The sequence below is a fragment of the Plasticicumulans acidivorans genome (genome assembly GCF_003182095.1).
GTDB lineage: Bacteria > Pseudomonadota > Gammaproteobacteria > Competibacterales > Competibacteraceae > Plasticicumulans > Plasticicumulans acidivorans.
Genome location: NZ_QGTJ01000003.1, coordinates 497,823 through 520,106 on the forward strand (window position 1 = coordinate 497,823; position 22,284 = coordinate 520,106).

Consider the following 22,284-nt stretch of genomic DNA (forward strand, 5'->3'; position numbering starts at 1 on the left):
TTTATCTCTCCAGCGTGTGCAAACGGGCTTTCGCCTCGTCCCTGGCCCGCACATCGGCAGCCAGCACGATTTCGAGATCGCTTGCCGCCTGCGAGTTCACATGCGTGAGCACGTACTCGTTGAGACTGGCAATGTCAGTAAAACGGATACGCCCCTGCAGGAAGGCTTCCACGGCGACTTCATTGGCCGCGTTGAGCACAGCCGGGGCCGTACCGCCCGCTTCGAGCGCGGCATAGGCAAGCCGCAGACATGGAAAACGCGTGAAGTCCGGCGCGCTGAAATCCAGCCGGCCGATCTTGCACAGCTCCAGTGGACTAACGCCCGAAACGATACGCTGCGGCCAGCCCAGAGCATGGGCGATCGGCGTACGCATGTCAGGGTTGCCGAGCTGTGCCAGCACCGAGCCATCGACGTACTCGACCATCGAGTGAATCACGCTCTGCGGATGAATCACCACATCGATATGAGCCGGCGCCAGACCGAACAGCCAGTGCGCTTCGATCAGCTCAAGACCTTTATTCATCATCGTCGCCGAATCGACGGAGATCTTGCGCCCCATCGACCAGTTCGGATGCGCGCAGGCCTGATCCGGGGTGACATTGGCCAGAGTGTCGAGCGGCGCATCCCGAAATGGTCCGCCGGATGCGGTCAGCAGAATACGTGTGATGCCGCGATCCACACCGCTGCCAGCCTGCATCGCCGGCGGCAGGCACTGAAAGATGGCGTTATGTTCGCTGTCGATCGGCAGCAGGGTCGCGCCATGACTGCGCACCGCATCCATGAACAGACGCCCGGACATCACCAGCGCTTCTTTGTTGGCGAGCAGAACGCGCTTGCCGGCCCGCACCGCTGCCAGCGCAGGCAACAGCCCCGCCGCGCCGACCACCGCCGCCATGACCACGGGAGCCTCGGCAGCGGCGGCAACATCGATCATGGCCTGCGCGCCACCCAGCACCTGGGTCGAGCAGCCCAGCGCCGCCAGGCGGGTACGCAGCTCACCGACACCCTGCACATCAGCCAGCACGGCATAACGCGGGCTATGCCGCTGGCACAGCTCGGCCAGGAGCTCGATGCTGCGGTGAGCCGTCAGGGCAAAAACCCGATAGCGATCCGGATGACGAGCCAGCACATCAAGTGTGCTGAGCCCGATCGAACCGGTCGCGCCGAGCACGGTGACACCCTGAGGATACAGCCCTGCGTTCGACTCACTGTGCATGCTTCAGCATCCCGTCAGCCACAGCCCCATGACGAAGACCGGCGCCGCAGCAGCCAGGCTGTCCAGACGATCGAGAATGCCACCATGACCAGGCAGCAACTGACCACTGTCCTTGGCTCCGTGCTGGCGCTTGAGCATCGACTCAAACAAATCACCGGCGATGGATACCACCACGGTGACCAGGCAGACGATCAGAAAGAGTGGCCAACGCACCAGCGGCAAGCCGATCCACAGGGCACCGACGACCGCTGTCAGCACAGCTGCAGCCAGTGCGCCCCAGGCTCCTTCGCGGGTTTTGCCGGGACTGAGCGTCGGTGCCAGCTTGACCCGACCGAAACGCCGGCCGACAAAAAAAGCGCCGATGTCGGCGGCCGCTACCAGTGCGATCAGCAGCAGCACATAAGCTGGCCCCCAGCCATCAGCCCGGTGCAGCTGCGTCACTGCAGCCAGCGGCCCCACCAGAACCAGCAGTCCTATCCATGCCCAGCAGTGCTGGCTGTCACGACGCTGCGGCTGAGCAGCAAAGCGCACCAACCAGACCGGCGCGCAGAGCAGCCAGAAAACAGCTGCCCCAGCTACAAGCAAAGCGATAAACCGCCCAGAACCGAACACAGCGGAGCAAAGCAGCACCGCGAAAGTCGTGCACCAGAGCATGCGGTCTGCGGCATCAAGCCGCAGCAGACGCGTCCACTCCATGCCTCCGATGAACACCGCGACACCGCAGAACACGCCAAACCAGTTGCTCGGCAACGCCAGCACGCCGTAGATGACGACCGCGGCCAGCGCGAGCGCTGTAAGCACGCGCTGCTTAAGCACCGCCGCGCTGCTCGACCTGATCGCCGGTACGACCAAAACGCCGCTGCCGCCCTGCAAACGAAAGCATGGCCGTGTCCAGTGCTGCCTCATCGAAGTCCGGCCACAGGCATTCGGTGAAATAAAATTCCGTGTAAGCCATTTGCCACAGTAAAAAATTACTGATGCGCTCTTCTCCGCCAGTGCGAATGAACAGATCCGGCTCCGGCAGATCGGCAAGACTCATGTAAGGGCTCAGGGTTTCGGCCGTAATATCTTCGGCCGCAAGCCGGCCCGCAACGACATCAAGCGCTGCTCGACGTGCTGCCTGAGCGATATCCCAACGTCCGCCATAGTTGGCGGCGATCACCAGCGTCATGCCGGTATTGCGCCCAGTAGTTTCCTCCGCCAGCCGCATCGACTCACACAGTCGGGAAGAAAACGCGGAGCGGTCACCGATGAAACGCAAACGTGCGTTGTTGTCCATCAGGCGCTTGATTTCGGAGCGCAGCACGACACTGAACAGCTCCATCAGCAATTTGACTTCCAGCGCCGGCCGCCGCCAGTTTTCGCTGCTGAACGCAAACAGCGTCATCGCTTCGAGACCACGATCGATACCGTGCTGCACGACGCGACGCAGCGACTTCACCCCTTCGCGGTGACCCAATGGCCGCGGCAAACGCCGCTGCTTCGCCCAGCGACCATTGCCGTCCATGATGATGGCGACATGACGCGGCAACCCCTGCCCCGTCTCCTGCGTATCGGCACTCGTCAAAGGTCGATTCCTTTTCGTGACCGCGGCTGGCGCAACAAAATCGGTTTCAGATTTCCAGTAACTCGGCTTCCTTCGCCTCGACCAGCTTATCGATTTCATCGACGAAGCGGTCGGTCAGCTTCTGGACGTCGTCGGCGGCGCGACGCTCTTCGTCCTCGCTGATTTCCTTTTCCTTCTGCAGCATTTTGAGATCTGCAAGCGCATCGCGGCGAATATTGCGCACCGCCACCTTTGCGCTCTCGCCTTCATGGCGCACGACCTTGCCCATCTCACGACGGCGCTGCTCGGTCAACGGCGGTAACGGCACGCGGATGACGGTACCGGCGGTTGCCGGATTCAGGCCGAGATCGGAGGACATGATAGCCTTCTCGATCGGCCCAACCATGGTCTTGTCCCAAGGCTGTACGACCAGTGTGCGCGGATCACCGACAGTGATGGACGCCGCCTGCGAAAGCGGCACCTCGTTGCCATAAAACTCGACGTGAACATGATCGAGCAGGCTGACGTGGGCGCGCCCTGTACGCAGTTTCGCCAATTCATGCCGCAGGGAATCAATGCTTTTTTCCATGCGGGAACCGGCGTCTTTCTTGATCTCGTTGATCATCGAAAACTAGCCTCGAACGACGGTGGTGCAGACACCTTGTCCTGTCACGATGCGGACGATTTCGCCGTGCGTATTGAGATTGAACACCTTGAGCGGCATTGCATGCTCACGGCACATCACCAGCGCTGTCGTATCCATCACCTGCAATTTGCGGGCGATAGCATCATCGTAGGTGATCGTGTCGTAACGAACAGCCGTCGGGTCCTTCATCGGATCAGCGGAATAGATGCCGTCGACCTTCGTGGCCTTCAGCATGACGTCCGCGTTGATTTCAATGGCGCGCAGGCTGGCAGCGGAATCGGTCGTAAAAAACGGGTTACCGGTCCCCGCAGCAAAAATCACCACTCGGCCCTTTTCCAGATGGCGGATAGCGCGGCGCCGGATGTAATCCTCGCAAACCTGATTGATACGCACGGCCGACATGACCCGCGCGAAGACACCGATCCGCTCAAGCGAATCCTGCATGGCCAGGGAGTTCATCACGGTCGCGAGCATGCCCATGTGATCGCCGGTGACACGATCCATACCGCCCTCGGCCAGACCAGCGCCGCGGAACAGGTTGCCGCCACCGATCACCATGCCGATCTCTACGCCGAGCCGGTTGAGTTGAGCTACCTCGGCGGCGACCCTCTGGATGACGGCCGGATCAATACCGAAGTCGCCATCGCCCATCAGGGCTTCACCGCTGAGCTTAAGGAGGATTCGCTTGTAGACGGGTCTAGTGTCCGGCATGGCCTCATGGGTCCTGTCAGTCGGCAATCGGGCAAGTTTACAGAAATCCGCCCCCGCGCGCGGAGGCGGCCCGCCGCGTTCGTCATGAACAGCAGCGGGACAAAGGCCGGATGCGCTCAGCTGGCGCGTACCTGCGCCATGACTTCCTCGGCAAAGTTCTCGCTCTTCTTCTCGATACCTTCGCCGAGCTCAAGGCGCTGGAAGCCGACGACGCTGGCGCCCTTGGACTTGAGCAGCTTCTCGACAGTCTGCTTGCCTTCGGGATCCTTGACGAAGACCTGACCGAGCAGCGTGTTCTCGTTCAGATACTTGCGCACGCGACCTTCAACCATCTTCGCGGCGATGTCGGCCGGCTTGCCCTCGTTGACAGCCTGAGCCATGGCGATTTCGCGCTCTTTGTCGACGACATCGGCCGGAACCTGCTCAGGCGAGACGCACAGCGGACGGCTCGCGGCGATGTGCATCGCAACGTCCCTGGCCAGCTCCTCGTCACCGCCATTCAGCTCGACCAGCACACCGATGCGCGTGCCGTGCAGATAAGCTGCCAGGACACCGCCTTCGGTCGCGAAGCGCACGAAACGACGCACGGCGATGTTCTCGCCAATCTTGGCGACCAGCTCACGGCGGACGTCATCGACGCTCTTGCCGTCGGCCAGCGGCGCCGCCAGCAGCGCGTCCAGATCCGCAGGATCCTGTGCCAACACGCAATCCGCCACTGCACCTGCGAACGCGTTGAAGTCATCACCCTTGGCGACGAAGTCGGTTTCGCAGTTGACTTCGACCAGCGCAAGCACGGCGCCATCGGCCGACTGCCGCACCACCAGCGTACCCTCAGCCGCCGTGCGCCCGGCCTTCTTATCGGCCTTCGCCAGCCCCTGCTTGCGCATCAGCTCGACTGCGGCATCGATATCGCCATCGGTCTCGGTCAGCGCTTTTTTGCATTCCATCATGCCCGAGCCGGTGCGCTCGCGCAGTTCCTTCACCTGGGCGGCAGTAATAGCCATGATTCAGTTACCTCGAAATTCGCGCGCCGCGATCGAGCGTTCGCGCTCGAAAAAAAGCCCGCACGCCGGGAGCACGCGGGCCATGACCCAAACGGCGGGCAGTTTACCCGGCGTTCTTTTCGGCCTCGACCTCGACGAACTCTTCGTCCGCGCGAGCACTCACCGGCAATGCACCACGAGCCTCCAGCACCGACGCAGCGGCGCCGTCGGCATACAGGCTGATCGCACGGATCGCATCGTCGTTACCCGGAATGACGTAATCGACGCCGTCCGGCGAATTGTTGGTATCGACCACACCGACGACGGGAATGCCCAGCTTCTGCGCTTCCTGAACGGCAATGCGCTCATGGCCGACATCGATGACGAACAGTGCATCCGGCAGCGCCGGCATGTCCTTGATACCACCGAGGCTGCGCTCAAGCTTTTCCAGCTCGCGCCTGAGCAGGATGACTTCCTTCTTCGACAGGCGGTCGAAAGAGCCGTCGACCGACATCTGCTCAAGATCCTTCAGACGCTTGATCGACTGACGGACCGTCTTGAAATTCGTCAGCATGCCGCCGAGCCAGCGGTGATTGACGAACGGCATGCCGCAACGCGCTGCCGCCTCGGCAACCGCGGTACGCGCCGAACGCTTGGTGCCGACGAACAGCACGCGACCGCCATTGGCAGCCAGCTTGCCGACGAAATTCATCGCGTCGTTGAACATCGGCAGGGTTTTCTCAAGATTCACGATATGAATCTTGCTGCGCGCGCCGAAGATGTACGGACCCATCTTCGGGTTCCAGTAACGGGTCTGGTGGCCGAAGTGGCAACCAGCCTCCAGCATCTCGCGCATGGAAACAGTGGACATCGATAAATCTCCAGAAATATTCGGGGTTTAGCCTCCACGCACCCCAACCGGCGACCTGTAAAGGCACCCCGCCAGTCGTGACGGCCACGTGTGAGAAGTGTTTGCATTGCCCTCAGGGCGGGCGCTTTATAGCATAATTCGTTTTTCCTGCCTAACCGTCCACACCCGTGCCCGGGTGAGCACGACGGTGGGCGCCGCCTCAAGAGATTTGCCATCCGCATGAGCATCAGCATCAAAACGCCGGACGAAATCGAAAAGATGCGCATTGCCGGACGCCTTGCCGCAGACGTCCTGCACATGATCGCGCCGTATGTGCGCGAAGGCGTCACCACTGAAGAACTCGACCGTCTGTGCCATGACTACATTGTCAACGAACAGCACGCCATCCCTGCTCCACTGAATTACCGCGGTTTCCCGAAGTCGATCTGCACATCGGTCAATCACGTCGTCTGTCACGGCATCCCCGGGCCGAAAAAGCTCAAGAAAGGCGATGTCATCAATCTCGACATCACCATCATCAAGGACGGCTTTCACGGTGACACGAGCAAGATGTACAGCGTCGACGAGCCGCCGATCATCGCCCAGCGCGCGTCGCGCATCGCTCACGAATGCATGTTGATCGGCATCGAGATGGTCCGCCCCGGCATCCGCCTCGGTGACATCGGCCACGCCATCCAGATGCACGCCGAGGCCAATGGCTGCTCGATCGTGCGCGAGTACTGCGGCCACGGCATCGGCCGCCAGTTTCACGAAGACCCGCAGGTACTGCACTACGGCAAGCCCGGCACCGGCGTCGAGCTGCTGCCCGGCATGACCTTCACGATCGAACCGATGGTCAATGCCGGCAAACGTTTTGTGAAATTGCTCGGTGACGGCTGGACCGTAGTCACCAAGGACCACAGCATATCGGCACAATGGGAACACACGGTGCTGGTCACCGAAACCGGGGTCGAGGTGCTGACTGTCCGGCCGGGGGATCCGCTCTGAAGGACACCGTCATGCAGCCTGCGATGAGCGCCGGCCCCGCCGAGATTCTCGATTTCGCCGAACTTTCACACGCGCTTGCCGCAGAAACGCCGGCTATCGCCCCGTTCAAGGAGGCCCTGCGCGCAGCCGATGCGCGCTTGCGCGAGCATTTCATCCACGGTGTCCACGCACGAGTGCTGGTCCCGCTGCGGGCGCGCTTCATCGATCGCATCCTGTCGATGCTGTGGCTGCGCTTCATCGGTGAACGGGATGACATGGCACTGCTGGCGGTCGGCGGTTACGGCCGCGGTGAGCTGCACCCGGGTTCGGATGTCGACATCCTGCTGCTGCTGGAAAAGACGGAAGACAAGGCAACCGGCGCCGCCATCGAGCGTCTGCTGACGTTTCTGTGGGATATCGGCCTTGAGGTCGGCCAGAGCGTGCGCACACTCGACGACTGCGAACGCGAGGCCGATGCCGACATCACGGTAACGACCAACCTGATGGAAGCACGCCTGCTCGCCGGCCCGATGTCACTGCTTGAGTCGATGCGTCGCCGCACGGCCCCTGACCACATATGGCCGACCCGCAAGTTCCTCGAAGCCAAGCGCATCGAGCAGGAAAGACGCTACCGCAAATTCCACGACACCGAATACAACCTCGAACCCAACGTCAAGGAAGGGCCGGGCGGGCTGCGCGACCTGCAGATGATCGGCTGGGTCGCAAAACGGCATTTCGGTGCGCAAACGCTGCGTGACCTGACCTCGCACGGTTTTCTGACTGAAGCTGAATACGCCGAGCTGTCGGAATACCAGGACTTTCTCTGGCAGGTACGTTTCGGCCTGCATATCGTCAACGGCCGGCGCGAGGACCGTCTGCTGTTCGATCACCAGCGCGCGCTTGCCCAGCTGTTCGGTTATCGCGACGACGGCCGCATGCTCGCCGTCGAACAGTTTATGCAGCGTTACTACCGCACGATCATGGAGCTGTCCCGGCTCAATGAAATGCTGCTGCAGCTGTTCGAAGAAGCCATCATCCAGCCCGAAGACGATACGCCACCGATCCCGCTGAACCGTCGCTTCCAGATCCGCAAGGGCTATCTCGACGTCACCCGCCCGAACGTCTTCCTGCGCTATCCCGTCGCGCTGCTTGAGCTGTTCCTGTTATTGCAGCAGAACCCCGGCATTCGCGGCGTGCGCGCCGAGACGATCCGCCTGATCCGCGCCCACCGACCGCTGATCGACGAAAAATTCCGCAATGACGTGCGCGCCAAGACCCTGTTCATGGAGATTCTGCGCCAGCCGCAGTGCCTGACACGCCAGCTGCGGCGCATGAACAAGTACGGCATCCTCGCCGCCTACCTGCCGGAGTTCGGTTCGATCGTCGGCCGCATGCAACACGACCTGTTCCACACCTACACGGTCGACCAGCACACCCTGTTCGTCGTGCGCAATCTGCGCCGCTTCTATCTGACGAAGTTCGACAAGGATCACCCGCACTGCAGCGCAGTGTGCCGCAACATCCCCAAGCCGGAGCTCCTTTATATAGCGGGGCTCTACCACGACATCGCCAAAGGACGCGGCGGCGACCACTCGGTGCTCGGTGCCGAGGACGCTGAAGCGTTCTGCCTGCGCCACGGGCTGTCGCGCTACGACACCAAGCTGGTGTCATGGCTGGTGCGCAATCATCTGGTGATGTCGCTAACGGCCCAGAAAAAGGACATCCAGGACCCGGACGTCGTCGACACCTTCGCGCGTCAGGTCGGTGACCGCACACACCTCGATTACCTGTACCTGCTCACGGTCGCCGACATCCGCGCGACCAACCCGAACCTGTGGAATCAGTGGCGCGCCTCACTGCTGCGCGAACTCTACGAGTCGACCCGACAGGCCCTGCGCCGCGGCCTCGGCAATCCGCTCGACAAGGAGGAACTGATCCGCGAGGTGCAGGAACACACCCGCAAGCTGCTCGGCCACAAGATCAGCGACAAGTCACGCATCGATCAGGTGTGGAGCAGCTTCGGCGACGACTATTTCCTGCGCTATTCGCCCGATGAGATCGCCTGGCACACGCGTGCCGTGCTGAAAAAACGCGATGACGGCCGCCCGCTGGTACTGATCATCGCCCGCAACGACAGCAAGCGCGGCGGCACCGAGATCTTCATCTACACCCGTGACCAGAAGAATCTGTTCGCCCACGTGAGCGCAGTGCTCGACCAGCTGAATCTGGACATCCTCGATGCGCGCATCGTCACCAGCGTCGGCGAATACACCCTGGACAGTTTTACCGTCCTCGAAGACAGCGGCGCACCGATCACCGATCGCAAACGCATCCGCGCGATCACCCGCCGCCTGCGCCGGCAGCTGCTCAATCCGAACGCCGCGCTGTCGCCACCGTCGCGGCGGGCGCCGCGCGTGCTGCGCCATTTCCGCACGCCGACACAGATCCGCTTCAACGACGATCCGCAGCATCGCTATACGGTACTGACACTGGTGACCAGCGACCGTCCCGGATTGCTGTGTCGTATCGGCCGAGCGTTCATGGAGCGCTCGATTTTGGTGCAAAACGCCAAGATCGCCACCATTGGCGCCCGGGCTGAGGACATTTTCTTCATCACCGATGCCGATAACCTGCCGCTTGACGCGGCTGAAGCCCGACAAGCCCTGCACGACACACTGTTGCGACAACTCGAACAAGCGGATTGACACCGTAACGGCAGCGTCACGATGCACCGCGCCAGTGTCATGAAAGCGTAGTAATGCATTCCTATAGTGCGCGCCGTGTTTCGACGCGCCGCAACATGGCGCATGCAGTTCAACCGTTGTCGGAGGTTTCCGTGAACCAGAAGTCCCTCGTGCTTGCCATGGCCATCGCGGCATCCCTGGGTAGTGCCGCACACGCTCAGTCTGCTCGTGACTACATCAGCATCGTCGGTTCCTCCACCGTTTATCCGTTCGCGACCGTCGTCGCCGAGCAGTTCGGCAAGACTACTTCGTTCAAGACACCGAAGATCGAGTCCACCGGCAGCGGTGGCGGCCTGAAGCTGTTCTGCGGCGGCGTCGGCCCGGAGTTCCCGGACATCACCAACGCCTCGCGTCGCATCAAGAAGTCCGAGGTCGACAACTGCGCAGCCAACGGCGTCAAGGACATCGTCGAGGTCAAGATCGGCTATGACGGCATCGTCATCGCCAACGCCAAGGCCGGCACGCCGCTCAAGCTGACCCGCGAGCAGATCTACAAGGCCGTGGCCAAGGTCGTTCCGGTCGACGGCAAGCTGGTCGCCAATCCGTACAAGCGCTGGAGCGACATCGATCCGTCCCTGCCGAAGGACGAGATCATCGTCTTCGGGCCGGCCTCCAACCACGGTACCCGCGACGCGATGGTCGAGCTGATCATGGACCCGGGTTGCGAGAAGCAGCCGGCGATCGAAGCGATCAAGGATGCCAAGGAAAAGCAGGCCGCCTGCCAGGGCATGCGTGAGGACGGCCCGTTCGTCGAGGTCGCTGACAACTACACCGTGACCATGCAGAAGCTGCTGGCGACGCCGCATGCGGTCGGCGTGCTGACCTTCAGCTACCTCGACCAGAATGCCGACAAGATCCAGGCGGCGGTGGTCGACGGCGAGCAGGCGACCTTCGAGAACATCGCCTCCGGTAAGTACCCGGTCTCGCGCCCGCTGTTCTTCTACGTCAAGAAGGCGCATGTCGGCGTCATTCCGGGCATGAAGGAATACCTCGCCGAGTTCGTCAGCGACAAGGCCATCGGTGCCAGCGGCTACCTCGCCGACCGCGGTCTGATCCCGATGCCGGCGGCGGAGCTGAAGAAGGTTCAGGCGGATGTCAAAGAACTGAAAAAGCTTGAGCTGTAAGATTTGAACCTGCCAAGGCGGCCGGGAAGCCCTAAGCGCCCGGTCGCCTTTGGCGTTTCAAACGCCTGAATCTTTCGTTTGTTCCACCTTGTCGGTCTCGTGCCATGAATCTTTCCGTCGTGCTGACCGCCGTGCTGGGGCTCGCCGCCCTCGCGTATCATTTCGGCCGCCGGCGCGCATTCGCCGTCGTCTCCGGCCGAGTGCGCGATCTTCACTCCCTGCCCAGTTATTACGGCATGCACACTGCCCTGTGGTGCGGCGTGCCGGCGCTCATCGTGATGTCACTGTGGCTCGCCTTCGAGCCTTCCATCATGACCAATCTGGTGGTCGAGCGCCTGCCCGAGGCGATGCGTCATGTTCCGGAGTCCCAGCTCAATCTGGTGATCAACGACATCCGCAATGCCGTCAACGGCACGATGACCGGCAACGATCCCGCCATCCGCGAGGCGGCCGATTACTACCTGCAGCTGCGCACCGTCAGCCACGCCGCGATGGCTGTGGTGCTGTTCGCGCTGTGCGCGGCCGGCGGCAGCTGGGCCTGGAAACGCATCGCGCCTGATTTCCGCGCCCGCAACCGCGTCGAAAAGAGCATGAGCGTGCTGCTGATCCTGTGCTCGATGGTCGCCGTGTTCACGACCATCGGCATCGTGCTGTCGGTGCTGTTCGAATCCCTGCGCTTTTTCCAGCAGATTCCGCTGACCGATTTCCTGTTCGGACTCGAATGGAGTCCGCAAACGGCGATGCGTGCCGATCAGGTCGGCGCCAGCGGCGCCTTCGGCATGATTCCGCTGCTGACCGGCACGCTGCTGGTGTCCGGCATCGCCATGCTGGTGGCCGTGCCGCTCGGCCTGATGTCCGCGCTGTACCTGTCGGAATATGCTCCGTCGCGCGTGCGTACCTTCGGTAAGCCGCTGCTCGAAGTGCTCGCCGGCATCCCGACCGTGGTCTATGGCTTCTTCGCCGCGATCACCGTCGCGCCGTTCCTGCGCGATCTCGGCGCCTCGGTCGGTCTGCAGGTCGCCTCCGAGAGCGCGCTGGCCGCCGGTGCGGTCATGGGCATCATGATCATTCCCTTCGTCTCCTCGCTGTCCGACGACGTCATCAACGCCGTTCCGCAGGCGATGCGCGATGGTTCCTACGCCCTCGGCGCGACCAAGTCGGAAACGATCAAGAACGTCGTGCTGCCGGCCGCCCTGCCCGGCATCGTCGGCTCGGTGCTGCTGGCGATCTCGCGCGCCATCGGCGAAACGATGATCGTGGTAATGGCCGCCGGCCTGTCGGCGAAGCTCACGGCCAACCCGCTTGAGGCGGTCACCACCGTGACCGTGCAGATCGTCACGCTGCTGGTCGGTGACCAGGAATTCGACAGCCCGAAGACTCTGGCCGCGTTCGCGCTCGGCCTCGTCCTGTTCCTCATCACCCTCGTGCTCAACATCATCGCGCTGCACGTGGTGCGCAAGTATCGGGAGCAATATGAATAACGCGACCTCGCCCAAGGGCATCTACGCCATCGCACCTGAACGACGCCTGGGCGGCGCGGCGCACACCGCGCTCGTACAGCGGCGCAAGGCCGCGGAAAAACGCTTCCGCTACTACGGCCTCGGCGCGCTCGTCGTCAGCCTGATGTTCCTCGTACTGCTGTTCGCCAGCATCATTGCCAAGGGCTGGACAGCCTTCGAACAGACCTACCTGCGTCTCGACGTCGACTTCGCCACGGATGTGCTGGTGCCGGACGGCGACCGCTCCGAGCAGGCACTGTCCTCGGCCAACTATCCGGCACTGGTCAAGAATGCGATCTGGGCGGCCTTCCCGGACGTCACCAGCCGCGGCGAAAAACGCCAGCTGCAGGACCTGGTCAGCTCCGGCGCGAGCTTCGAGCTGCGCAACATCGTCATGAACGACCCCTCGGTGATCGGCACGCAGCGCAGCGTGTGGGTACCGGCGACGGCCTTCGTCGACAGCCTGATCAAGGGGCAGATGGACCGTTCGCTGCCGGAATCCGAGCGCAAGCTCAGCGACCTGCAGATCAGCTGGGTGGATCATCTGCTCAGCAACGGCCACATCGAGAAACGCTTCAACACCATGCTGTTCACCGACGGCGATTCGCGTGATCCGGAGCTGGCCGGCATTGGCGGCGCCATCATGGGCTCGCTGTACACGATGCTGGTAACGCTGCTGCTGTCGTTCCCGATCGGCGTCGCCGCGGCGATCTACCTGGAGGAATTCGCTCCGCGCAACCGCTGGACCGATCTGATCGAGGTCAACATCAACAACCTCGCCGCGGTGCCCTCGATCGTCTACGGCCTGCTCGGCCTCGCGGTGTTCATCAACTTCCTCGGCCTGCCGCGCTCGTCACCGCTGGTCGGTGGCCTGGTGCTGACGCTGATGACGCTGCCGGTGGTCATCATCGCCTCGCGCGCCGCGCTGACCTCGGTGCCGCCGTCGATCCGCGAGGCGGCACTGGGCATGGGCGCTTCGAAGATGCAGACGATCACGCATCACGTGCTGCCGCTGGCGATGCCGGGCATGCTGACCGGCGCGATCATCGGCATGGCGCGTGCGCTCGGCGAAACCGCCCCGCTGCTGATGATCGGCATGGTCGCGTTCATCGTCGACGTGCCCAAGAGCCTGACCGATCCGGCCACGGCGCTGCCGGTGCAGATCTACCTGTGGGCCAGCAGCCCGGAGCGCGCCTTCGTCGAACGCACCTCGGCCGCCATCCTGGTGCTGCTCGCTTTCATGGTACTGATGAATGCCCTGGCAGTCGTCCTGCGCAAACGCTTTGAACGCCGCTGGTAAGGCCCGGAGACTGCCGCGATGAATCAACCAAACACGCTCACCCGAATCGAGGACCCCGCGATGGCTGAGATCCAGCCCCAGCAGGCGCAGCCCACTTTCAGCGCCACCGAGCCCGCGCCGGAAGGCCACCGCACCGTCGGCAAGATCACCGTCGACAACCCGAAAATGTCGGCGCGCGACGTCAACGTCTATTACGGCGAGAAGCACGCCATCAAGCATGTCGAGCTCGACATCGGCACCAATGAGGTCATCGCCCTGATCGGGCCGTCCGGCTGCGGCAAGTCGACGTTCCTGCGCACGCTCAACCGCATGAACGACACCATCGACATCTGCCGCGTCACTGGCAACATCAGCCTTGATGGTCAGGACATCTACGACCGCCGGCTCGATGTCGTGCAGCTGCGTGCCCGCGTCGGCATGGTGTTCCAGAAGCCGAACCCGTTCCCGAAGTCGATCTTCGACAACGTCGCCTACGGCCCGAAGATCCACGGCATGACCAGCTCGCGCGCCGAGCTCGAAGACCTGGTGCGCTGGTCGCTGGAAAAAGCCGGCCTGTGGCATGAGGTCAAGGATCGCCTGGAGCAGCCGGGCACCGGCCTGTCCGGCGGTCAGCAGCAGCGCCTCTGTATCGCCCGCGCCATCGCCGTCAGCCCGGAAGTCATCCTGATGGATGAGCCCTGCTCCGCACTCGACCCGATCGCCACGGCAAAGATCGAGGAACTGATCGACGAACTGCGCGAGAACTATTCGATCGTCATCGTGACTCACTCGATGCAGCAGGCGGCACGCGTTTCGCAACGCACCGCCTACTTTCACCTCGGCGACCTGATCGAAGTCGGCGAGACCGAGCAGATCTTCACCAACCCCGAACACAAGCTCACCGAAGGCTACATTACCGGTCGCTTCGGCTAAGCCCAGCGAGAAGGAGACCCCCCATGTCCGTGAGTACTGACGGCCATACCGTCAAGCGCTACGACCAGCAGCTCGGCGACCTGCGCAGCCTTGTGCTGGAGATGGGCGGATTGGTCGAAGACCAGATCCAGCGTGCCGTGCAGGCACTGCAGGACGAGGATCTGGGCACCGCCCGCGAGGTCATCGCCCGCGACCACGTCGTCAATGGCTTCGACGTGCGGGCCGATGAGGAGGTGGTCAACCTGCTGGCACTGCGCCAGCCGGTCGGCTCCGATCTGCGCTTGATCCTGTCAATGGCGAAGACCGTGACCGATCTTGAGCGCATCGGCGACGAAGCGCAGAAGATCGCGCGCATGGTCACGCACATCTTCGACGGCAGCAGTGCGCCGAACCAGAAGCTGCTGCGCGATGTCGCCGGCATGGCCAAGCTGGCGGCCAACATGCTGCACGGCGCGCTTGATGCGCTGGCGCGCATGGACGTCGATCGCGCCATCGAGATCGCCTGTGGCGACGAGGAACTCGACACCGAGTTCCAGTCCGCGCTGCGCCGCCTGGTGACCTTCATGATGGAAGATCCGCGCACCATCGGTCATGCCATCGACGTGCTGTTCATGATCAAGGCGCTTGAGCGCATCGGCGATCACGCGAAGAACATTGCCGAGTACGTCGTCTACCTGGTCAAGGGCAAGGATGTCCGCCATGTCAGCATCGAGAGTCTCTCGGCCGCCGGCAAAGGCTGAAACACCCGACGGCCTCTGATATCGGCCCGCGCAGGCTTGCGTCTGCGCGGGCTTTTTTTGTGCATCGCTCGGCGCCCGTTGCACCAGAACTGGTAGCTGACACCTCAGTGGCTATCCTGAGTCTTGGAACTCTCGGCACCGTGAACGTGCAGAGGGTCCTATCAGTAACCCGGCGCCCCCGACCGGGTCATCTGGAGGTGAGCATGACCGCAACGTGGATTCTCGTGGCTGACGGCAGCCGTGCCCGACTCTTCAGCGTCGACAGGTCCCAGTCTCCACTGCTTGAGATCGGCAGTTTCGTGCGTCCGGAAGCGCGTGCGAAAACACGCGATCTGGTGACGGACAAACTGCAGTCCGGCATCGGCAGTGGTGACCTCGACCGACAGACGCCCAGGCGTCACGAAGCCCTCAACTTTGCACGGCAACTTTCAGCCCAGTTGCGCCTCGGTCGCGTTCAGGGATTGTTCGACCGGCTATATATCGCTGCCGCCCCGGCGTTCCTCGGGCTGCTGCGATCGAAACTCGACGCTCCCACCGCCCAGCTGGTCGTTAATGCCGTGAGCAAAGACCTCACACAGCTGGAGCCCGCCCGCATCCGCAAACACCTGCCCCATCGCCTGTAGAACGCTGCCGACACTGCTCACAAACACGGGCGCTGCGGATAACGCAGCGCCCGCTCTCGTTCACAGACTCATTGCGTTGGCCGCGTGCCAGTTACGTCGCTCCTGCACGCCACGCAGGCGCGATTCCGAAGCGTCGAATCACGCCCGCTCCTGCTCGGCTGCCGCCGCAACCTTGCACGCGTGTGCCTGCCGTGCCGCTGCGGTTTTGCGGGCTGGCGCTCGTCCACGCGCACCCCGCCCCGGCTTTGCAGCCAGGGCCCTGGCCTTCATCAGGCTCAATAACGCGCCAAACACGAATGCCGAGGCCGGCAGCATCCAATAGTGCGGCAACCATTCGTGCAGGAGCGGCTGCACCCAGGCCTCGCGCACAGGCAAACGCGGCAGCGCCATGGCGCACAGTGGATACATCGCCGCTGCGGCCAGCAAGTGTCCCCACCAGGGCATGCGCAGGAACAGTCCACTCAAACCGTCGTAATCGTAGCGCGGAGCGGTTTTGCGCGGCGGACTCGGGCGGCCGGCAGGGGCGCGCGCCGACGCCGATTTAGCCGATACAGATACGGGCTTGCGTGCCATATGAGGTCCGGTAACGGTGACGGAAGCGACCACGGAGCCAGGCGACGCGATCGCACCGCCGGCTCAGGCTGGCTGAAACGGCACGCCCGATGGCCGCGCGCCGTACCGGCTCACGAACAATCCAGCGGCCGCCACTCCTGCGCACCGCACCCACACGTAGCCACTACGAACCGTCGCCGAAACGACGCAACACGGCTTGCCGATAATGCTCGTCGATGCGCAGATCACGCGGCCCAAGGCGGGCACGCAGCAGTTGCAGGCGGGCGAGTGCCCGCCGCTGCTCGGCTTCGTCACCGACGATCGCCGCGAGGTCGGCCTCCAGGGCCGCGATCTCGCGACGGGCTTCCAGCTCGGGAGGCAGAAAACCGGCGTTCTTCAGTACCCGATAGGCCATGCGCAGCTCTTCGGGCACCATCGAATCATCATCCAGCGCCAGCGGCTTGCCGGTGCCGGGCAGATCGTCGAAGGCACCGGCACGACGAGCTTCGGCAATACGCTCCTCGACGATGCGTTCGAACAGGTCCGACATGGCACAGCCTCCGGGCGCTCAGGCTTCCTCGGCGAGGTTCAGATCCACCATCAGCTCATTGGCCAGGGCTTCGAGCGCAAGCTGCAACTCGGACAAGCCGAGCCCGGCCGGCACGGCCAGCACCGCTTCGGCCTCGAACAGTGTCTCACCGGACATCGAGGCACTGACGCAGCGCGTGTCGAGCTGTTCGATCGAGACATCACGGCGCGCCAGAGCATCGGCAATCTCGCGCACGATGCCGGGCCGATCCTGACCGATCAGGTGCAGCTTCAGGAACCGCGGCGGCACCTCCGCGGCCTGCTGCTCGGCCCGCGCCACCGTCACCGTCAGGCCGCTGCCGGCGAGCTGCTGCAAGGCCGCCTCCAGCTCGGCACGCTGCGGCTGGGCCACCGTGACGCGCAGCATGCCGGCGAACTGCCCGGCCAGATGCGCCATGCGGCTTTCCTCCCAGTTGGCCCCATGCGCTGCGACGACGGCCGCGACCGCCTCCACCAGACCGGGGCGGTCCGGGCCGATCACCGTCAGGACAAGCGATGCCTGCATACGAATGTACTCCTGCTGCGGAAAAACTCAGGCGGGGTCGAGCGCATGGCGCTTCAGATCGTCCAGATCGAGCACTTCGAGCGCCCGGCGGTTGGTCGCCTCCAGGCGTACCGGCGGCGCCACCCCGGCAGCCAGCGCCTCGGCCCAGCGCTCGGCACACAGACACCAGCGGTCGCCCGGCTGCAGGCCGGGAAACCCGAACATCGGCATCGGTGTCGACAGGTCGTTGCCGCGTGCACGCGAGAAGGCGAGGAACTCCGCAGTCACGCAGACGCAGACGGTATGGTTGCCGACGTCTTCCGGGCCGGTGTCGCAGCAGCCGGTGCGATAAAAACCAGTCAGTGGCAGCGCCGAGCACAGCTCCAGCGGACCACCGAGTACATTGTGCGGGCGCTCAGCCATCGCGGTTCTCCTTTCAATCATGTCTGCGAAAACGGTGTCGATCGCTCACCGCGTCAGCTTCATGACAAGCCTCATCCTTTCAGCGTGGCAGCGCAAACCACAGCGTCAACGGGATCGCGACCAAACTGCCCAAATTACCGAGCATCACCACCGAGGCCACACGGTCCGGCTCCTGGCGATACTGCTCGGCCAACAACACGTTGAGTACGGCCGGCGGCAACGCGCCAAAGATCAGCAATTGAGCGAACTGGTCTGCGTCGAGCGACAGCCACGGACGAACTAGCAACACACAGGCCACACCCGCCGCCGGACAGGCGATCGCACCGAACACCCCGAGCTTCCAGTCACGGAGGTTGACGTCGAGCAAGCGCACGCCCAGCGCGAACAGCAGCAGCGGAATCGAGACCTGACCGAGCAGCTTGATGGTATTGGCGAACGGCGCCGGCAGCGCGATGCCGGAAGCACTGCAGGCGATGCCGAGAATCGTCGCCTGGATCATCGGCATGCGCAGCAGCTGCAGCGGTCGTGTGCGGTGGTCGAGCATGTACAGACCGACGGTGAAATGCAGCACCATCTCGATGATGAACAGCACCACCGCCGCCTGCAGCGCCTGCTCGCCAAAGGCGAACAAGGCCAGCGGGATGCCCATGTTGCCGCTGTTGTTGAACATCATCGGTGGTAGAAAAGTTTTCAGGTTGATGCCGAGCGCCCGGCACAGCGGCAGCATCAACAGGCCGGAACCGAGCACCACGGCGATACCGCCGACGGCCAGGTCGCGGTAGAGCACGAAATCAAACGGCTTGTCGGAGAGCGCCCAGAACACCAGCGCCGGCGCGAACACCTCCATGTTGAGGCGGTTGACGACGCTCATGTCCGGGCGGTGTCGGCGTCCCCACACACTGCCGCAGGCGGCGATGGCAAACACCGGAAAGATGATGCCAAGGATGCGCAGGAACAATTCCAGCATCAGTCAGTCTCGCCCAGCAGCCAGTCGTGCACGGCGGCGATCTGCGTCGGACTCATCAGCGCCGGCGCATGCCCGCAACCATGGAATTCGACCAGCTGCGCGCAGGGACCGCGCCGCGTCATCTGCTCGGCCACCGGACGCGGCAGGATGTCGGAGCTTTCGCCGCGCAGCAGCAGCACCGGGCAGTGCACGCTGTCCCACAGCGGCCAGAGGTCGACATCGGCGGCCGCCATCTGCGCGAACGGCATGGCGATCGCCGGATCGTAATTGAAGGTCCAGCGGCCATCACCGAGTGCACGCCCGGAGTGCGCCAGCAGTTCGCTCCAGTCGGCCTCTTCGGTAACGCCGAACGGCGCCCAGATCACCTTGGCATAACGCTCGAAATCCTCGCGGCTGTCGAATTCGAGCGGCGTGCCGACGTAGCTGGCGATACGGGCCACGGCGTCCTGCGGAATGAACGGACCGACGTCGTTCATCACCAGCCGGCGGATCGGTGTCCCCGGCTGGGCGGCGAGCATCATGCCGATCAGCCCACCCATCGAGGTGCCGAGCCAGTCGACCTGCTCTGCACCGCAGCGGGCGATCAGCGCGGCCATATCGGTGAGATAAGTCGGATAGACGTATTCGAATGGCTGCGACAGCCACTCGCTGGCACCCCGGCCGGCGACGTCCGGGCAGATCACCCGGTAGTGCGCGGACAGCACCTGTGCCAGCCGGTCGAAATCGCGTCCGTTACGGGTCAGGCCATGGGCGCAGAACAGCACGGACGGATTGTCGGCGTCGCCCCATTCGACATAGCGGACACGGTGGAAGCCATGCGGGCTCAGCGCCCGGATCGAGCCTTCACGCATAAGGGAATCCTCGGCAAAGCGGAAACCGGCGGGCAGCATACAATGCGCCACCCCGATCAAACCGGTACACGACCATGACGCTTGTGCATTACACCGAAACCGGCAGCGGCGAGGCACTGGTGCTGCTGCACAGTGGCGGCATGTGCGGCGAGGAATGGAAGCCGCAATTGCCGACGCTGGCCAAATCCTGGCGTGTGATCACACCGGACCTGCCCGGCCATGGCCGCAGCCCGCTGACGGCCGAACATCTGAGCATCGGCGACTGCGGCCGCGCAGTGCTGGCGCTGCTCGATGCGCTCGGCATCGAGCGCGCGCATCTGCTCGGCTCCTCGATGGGCGGCGCGACGGCATTGTGGATCGCCGTGCATCACCCCGAGCGGGTCGCCAGACTGGGGCTGTACCGCGTCAGTTATCACAAGAACGAACACACCCACGCCGGCACCCGCGACATGGGCGATCCGGCGTACTGGAAAGGCGTTGGTCTGGCCGGCTGGCTGTCGCGCATCCACGAACCGCAGGGCGGGCCGGAGGCCTGGCAGCAGGTGATCAGGCGGGTCGGCGAAGCCCTCGATCCGACCACCTCGGACCACAATCACACGCTCGACACCCTGCGCACACTCGCGTGTCCGACCCTGGTCATCGTCGGCGACCGCGATCCACTGGTACCGCTCGCCGATGCGCTGGCGATGTATCAGGCCATTCCCGACTGCGGCCTGTGGGTGATGCCCTTCGCCAGCCACGTCACCGCCAGCAACACCTGGCGCGCCGAAGCCTTTGCCCAGGAAATCGCCCGCTTCCTGCAGCGGCGCTGAATACCGCCGGCATCGCCGGGCCGATCGCCAGCGAACGGCCCGCCCACACCGGTGGCTTCAACGGCTGCGCTGATCACCCCGACGGCCACCGGCCCGCGCCGGTCCCGGCCGTCCCGCATCCGCCGCGGCCCCGGGACGACGTGCCGCCGCCGGCGCACCGTTGGGCCGCGCCGCACCAGTGGCACCGGTCCCGCGCGATGCCTGGCCGCCGGCCGGGCGCGGTGCAGGGCTGCGCCCGGTTTCACCCCGCGGCGCGCGCGCCTGGCCACCGCGCCCCTGCCCGCGACCGAGACCGTTGCGTCCGTTCGGAATCGGCTCGGCGGGGATGCTCGGATCGACCTCGAAACCGGGGACGATCTCTTTCGGCAGCGGCCGCTTGATCAAGCGCTCGATGTCAGCGAGCAGCTTCTGCTCATCGACGCAGACCAGTGACACCGCCCGGCCTTCGGCTCCGGCACGACCGGTGCGGCCGATGCGGTGCACGTAGTCCTCGGGCACGTTCGGCAGCTCGAAGTTGACGACGTGCGGCAGCTCATTGATGTCGATGCCGCGGGCAGCGATATCGGTGGCCACCAGCACCCGCAGTCGCCCGGCCTTGAACTCGCTGAGTGCCCGCGTGCGGGCCGACTGACTCTTGTTGCCGTGGATCGCCATCGCCGAAATACCGCTCTTGTCGAGCTGCTCGGCCAGGCGGTTGGCACCGTGCTTGGTGCGGGTGAACACCAGCACCTGCTGCCAATCGTGCGCACGGATCAGGTGCGTCAGCAGCTCGCGCTTGCGCTCGCGATCGACCGGGTAGGCCGTCTGCGCGATGGTATCGGCCGTGGCATTGCGCCGCGCCACCTCGATCATGGCCGGCGTGTTCAGCAGGCGATCGGCAAGCGCTTTGATCTCGTCGGAAAAGGTCGCCGAAAACAGCAGGTTCTGCCGGCCGGCCGGCAACAGCGCCAGCACCTTGCGGATGTCGTGGATGAAGCCCATGTCGAGCATGCGGTCGGCCTCATCGAGCACCAGGATCTCGATGTGGCGCAGATCGACATTGCCCTGCTGGGCATGATCGAGCAAACGGCCCGGCGTGGCGACGAGGATATCGACGCGGCCGCGCAGCTGCTGCACCTGCGGCTGCAGGCCGACGCCGCCGAACATCACCATCGATTTCAGCGGCAGGTATTTGCCGTACAGGCGCACGCTTTCCTCAACCTGGGCGGCGAGCTCACGCGTCGGTGTCAGTACCAGTGCGCGGATCGGTGCCCGCCCGCCCGGATGCAGCGAACGCCGGGTCGACAGCCGGTGCAGGATCGGCAGCGTGAAACCAGCGGTCTTACCTGTTCCGGTCTGGGCACCGGCGAGCAGATCACCGCCGCCAAGCACGGCCGGAATCGCCTGCTGCTGGATCGGGGTCGGCTCGCTGTAGCCGAGTTCAGTGACGGCACGAACGATATCGTCGGCCAGACCGAGAGAAGAAAATGACATAGGACTCCGCAACGCAACGAAAGGACATCGTCCGGTCGCACATGAGGCGCCAGTCCTGGACAGACGAATATCGCAAGATGAAAACCACTTTGCCGCAACGTGGGGGACTGGAATCTGTGCCGCGGCAAGCAGGCCATTCTAACAGAGCCCCCTTCTGCCGCGCCGCATTTCCACGTTTGGCAATGATGCATACCACATCCCTCTGGCAGCACTCGCTAACAGCCTGATCCGCAGCGTGGCACGGCCGGCAAGG

At 63.8% G+C, this 22,284-nt stretch carries 22 protein-coding genes and 1 pseudogene; 9 read left to right on the plus strand and 14 right to left on the minus strand.

The window, feature by feature from the left end; all coding sequences use genetic code 11:
• Position 1 precedes the first annotated feature (1 nt).
• The 7 genes from ispC to rpsB form a co-directional block, all read right to left on the minus strand.
• Positions 2-1,216: a 1-deoxy-D-xylulose-5-phosphate reductoisomerase gene (gene ispC / locus C7443_RS07705; RefSeq protein ID WP_110017992.1), complete on the minus strand. Its 1,215-nt coding sequence runs from the start codon at positions 1,214-1,216 to the stop codon at positions 2-4.
• 3 nt (positions 1,217-1,219) lie between these two features.
• Positions 1,220-2,032, minus strand: a complete 813-nt coding sequence (locus C7443_RS07710; protein ID WP_110017993.1) for a phosphatidate cytidylyltransferase — start codon at positions 2,030-2,032, stop codon at positions 1,220-1,222.
• Positions 2,025-2,783 carry a polyprenyl diphosphate synthase gene (gene uppS, locus C7443_RS07715; RefSeq protein WP_281279388.1) on the minus strand — a complete coding sequence of 253 codons (759 nt, stop codon included), beginning with the start codon at positions 2,781-2,783 and terminating at the stop codon, positions 2,025-2,027. The genes C7443_RS07710 and uppS overlap by 8 nt, the downstream gene beginning before the upstream one ends.
• Before the next feature lie 46 nt (positions 2,784-2,829).
• The gene (gene frr / locus C7443_RS07720) at positions 2,830-3,387 is read right to left on the minus strand and encodes a ribosome recycling factor (RefSeq protein ID WP_110017995.1); all 558 of its coding nucleotides are present in this window, start codon (positions 3,385-3,387) and stop codon (positions 2,830-2,832) included.
• Positions 3,388-3,393: 6 nt separating this feature from the next.
• The gene (pyrH, locus tag C7443_RS07725) at positions 3,394-4,119 is read right to left on the minus strand and encodes a UMP kinase (RefSeq protein ID WP_110017996.1); all 726 of its coding nucleotides are present in this window, start codon (positions 4,117-4,119) and stop codon (positions 3,394-3,396) included.
• 116 nt (positions 4,120-4,235) lie between these two features.
• On the minus strand, positions 4,236-5,123 hold the full coding sequence (tsf, locus tag C7443_RS07730) for a translation elongation factor Ts (RefSeq protein WP_110017997.1): 888 nt from the start codon (positions 5,121-5,123) through the stop codon (positions 4,236-4,238).
• A 103-nt stretch (positions 5,124-5,226) separates the two neighbouring features.
• The gene (rpsB, locus tag C7443_RS07735) at positions 5,227-5,973 is read right to left on the minus strand and encodes a 30S ribosomal protein S2 (RefSeq protein WP_110017998.1); all 747 of its coding nucleotides are present in this window, start codon (positions 5,971-5,973) and stop codon (positions 5,227-5,229) included.
• 219 nt (positions 5,974-6,192) lie between these two features.
• On the opposite strand from rpsB, the gene map reads away from it, so the two are divergent.
• The 8 genes from map (at position 6,193) to C7443_RS07775 (ending at position 15,881) form a co-directional block, all read left to right on the plus strand.
• On the plus strand, positions 6,193-6,960 hold the full coding sequence (map, locus tag C7443_RS07740; protein WP_110017999.1) for a type I methionyl aminopeptidase: 768 nt from the start codon (positions 6,193-6,195) through the stop codon (positions 6,958-6,960).
• An 11-nt stretch (positions 6,961-6,971) separates the two neighbouring features.
• Entirely contained in the window at positions 6,972-9,644 is a 2,673-nt protein-coding gene (glnD, locus tag C7443_RS07745) for a [protein-PII] uridylyltransferase (RefSeq protein WP_246004588.1), read from the plus strand.
• Positions 9,645-9,775: 131 nt separating this feature from the next.
• A complete protein-coding gene (locus C7443_RS07750) occupies positions 9,776-10,807 on the plus strand; it encodes a substrate-binding domain-containing protein (protein ID WP_110018001.1) in 1,032 nt (343 codons plus the stop codon).
• A gap of 104 nt (positions 10,808-10,911) precedes the next feature.
• Entirely contained in the window at positions 10,912-12,288 is a 1,377-nt protein-coding gene (gene pstC, locus C7443_RS07755; RefSeq protein WP_110018002.1) for a phosphate ABC transporter permease subunit PstC, read from the plus strand.
• A complete protein-coding gene (gene pstA / locus C7443_RS07760; RefSeq protein WP_110018003.1) occupies positions 12,281-13,606 on the plus strand; it encodes a phosphate ABC transporter permease PstA in 1,326 nt (441 codons plus the stop codon). Before pstC ends, pstA begins: the two co-directional genes overlap by 8 nt.
• 60 nt (positions 13,607-13,666) lie before the next feature.
• On the plus strand, positions 13,667-14,518 hold the full coding sequence (gene pstB / locus C7443_RS07765) for a phosphate ABC transporter ATP-binding protein PstB (protein WP_110018004.1): 852 nt from the start codon (positions 13,667-13,669) through the stop codon (positions 14,516-14,518).
• A gap of 23 nt (positions 14,519-14,541) precedes the next feature.
• On the plus strand, positions 14,542-15,258 hold the full coding sequence (gene phoU / locus C7443_RS07770) for a phosphate signaling complex protein PhoU (RefSeq protein WP_110018005.1): 717 nt from the start codon (positions 14,542-14,544) through the stop codon (positions 15,256-15,258).
• A 203-nt stretch (positions 15,259-15,461) separates the two neighbouring features.
• Positions 15,462-15,881: a host attachment protein gene (locus C7443_RS07775; protein WP_110018006.1), complete on the plus strand. Its 420-nt coding sequence runs from the start codon at positions 15,462-15,464 to the stop codon at positions 15,879-15,881.
• A 138-nt stretch (positions 15,882-16,019) separates the two neighbouring features.
• Here C7443_RS07775 and C7443_RS07780 read toward each other — a convergent pair whose 3' ends face one another.
• The 6 genes from C7443_RS07780 to C7443_RS07805 all read right to left on the minus strand — a co-directional run bounded on the left by C7443_RS07780 (position 16,020) and on the right by C7443_RS07805 (position 19,746).
• Positions 16,020-16,454, minus strand: a complete 435-nt coding sequence (locus tag C7443_RS07780; protein ID WP_146213261.1) for a hypothetical protein — start codon at positions 16,452-16,454, stop codon at positions 16,020-16,022.
• 163 nt (positions 16,455-16,617) lie between these two features.
• Positions 16,618-16,983, minus strand: coding sequence for a DnaJ family domain-containing protein (locus C7443_RS07785; protein ID WP_110018008.1), 366 nt, complete (start codon positions 16,981-16,983; stop codon positions 16,618-16,620).
• Between the two features lie 18 nt (positions 16,984-17,001).
• Positions 17,002-17,526, minus strand: coding sequence for a glycine cleavage system transcriptional repressor (locus C7443_RS07790; RefSeq protein WP_110018009.1), 525 nt, complete (start codon positions 17,524-17,526; stop codon positions 17,002-17,004).
• 27 nt (positions 17,527-17,553) lie between these two features.
• Entirely contained in the window at positions 17,554-17,928 is a 375-nt protein-coding gene (locus C7443_RS07795; RefSeq protein ID WP_110018010.1) for a DUF2237 family protein, read from the minus strand.
• Between the two features lie 79 nt (positions 17,929-18,007).
• Positions 18,008-18,895 carry an AEC family transporter gene (locus tag C7443_RS07800; RefSeq protein ID WP_110018011.1) on the minus strand — a complete coding sequence of 296 codons (888 nt, stop codon included), beginning with the start codon at positions 18,893-18,895 and terminating at the stop codon, positions 18,008-18,010.
• A complete protein-coding gene (locus C7443_RS07805; RefSeq protein WP_110018012.1) occupies positions 18,895-19,746 on the minus strand; it encodes an alpha/beta fold hydrolase in 852 nt (283 codons plus the stop codon). The genes C7443_RS07800 and C7443_RS07805 overlap by 1 nt, the downstream gene beginning before the upstream one ends.
• A 74-nt stretch (positions 19,747-19,820) precedes the next feature.
• Here C7443_RS07805 and C7443_RS07810 point away from each other — a divergent pair, with 74 nt between their 5' ends.
• Positions 19,821-20,558: an alpha/beta fold hydrolase gene (locus C7443_RS07810; RefSeq protein WP_110018013.1), complete on the plus strand. Its 738-nt coding sequence runs from the start codon at positions 19,821-19,823 to the stop codon at positions 20,556-20,558.
• A gap of 60 nt (positions 20,559-20,618) precedes the next feature.
• Here the strand turns inward: C7443_RS07810 and C7443_RS07815 are convergent.
• A pseudogene (locus C7443_RS07815) lies at positions 20,619-22,031 on the minus strand (DEAD/DEAH box helicase); the annotation flags it as partial.
• Positions 22,032-22,284 lie beyond the last annotated feature (253 nt).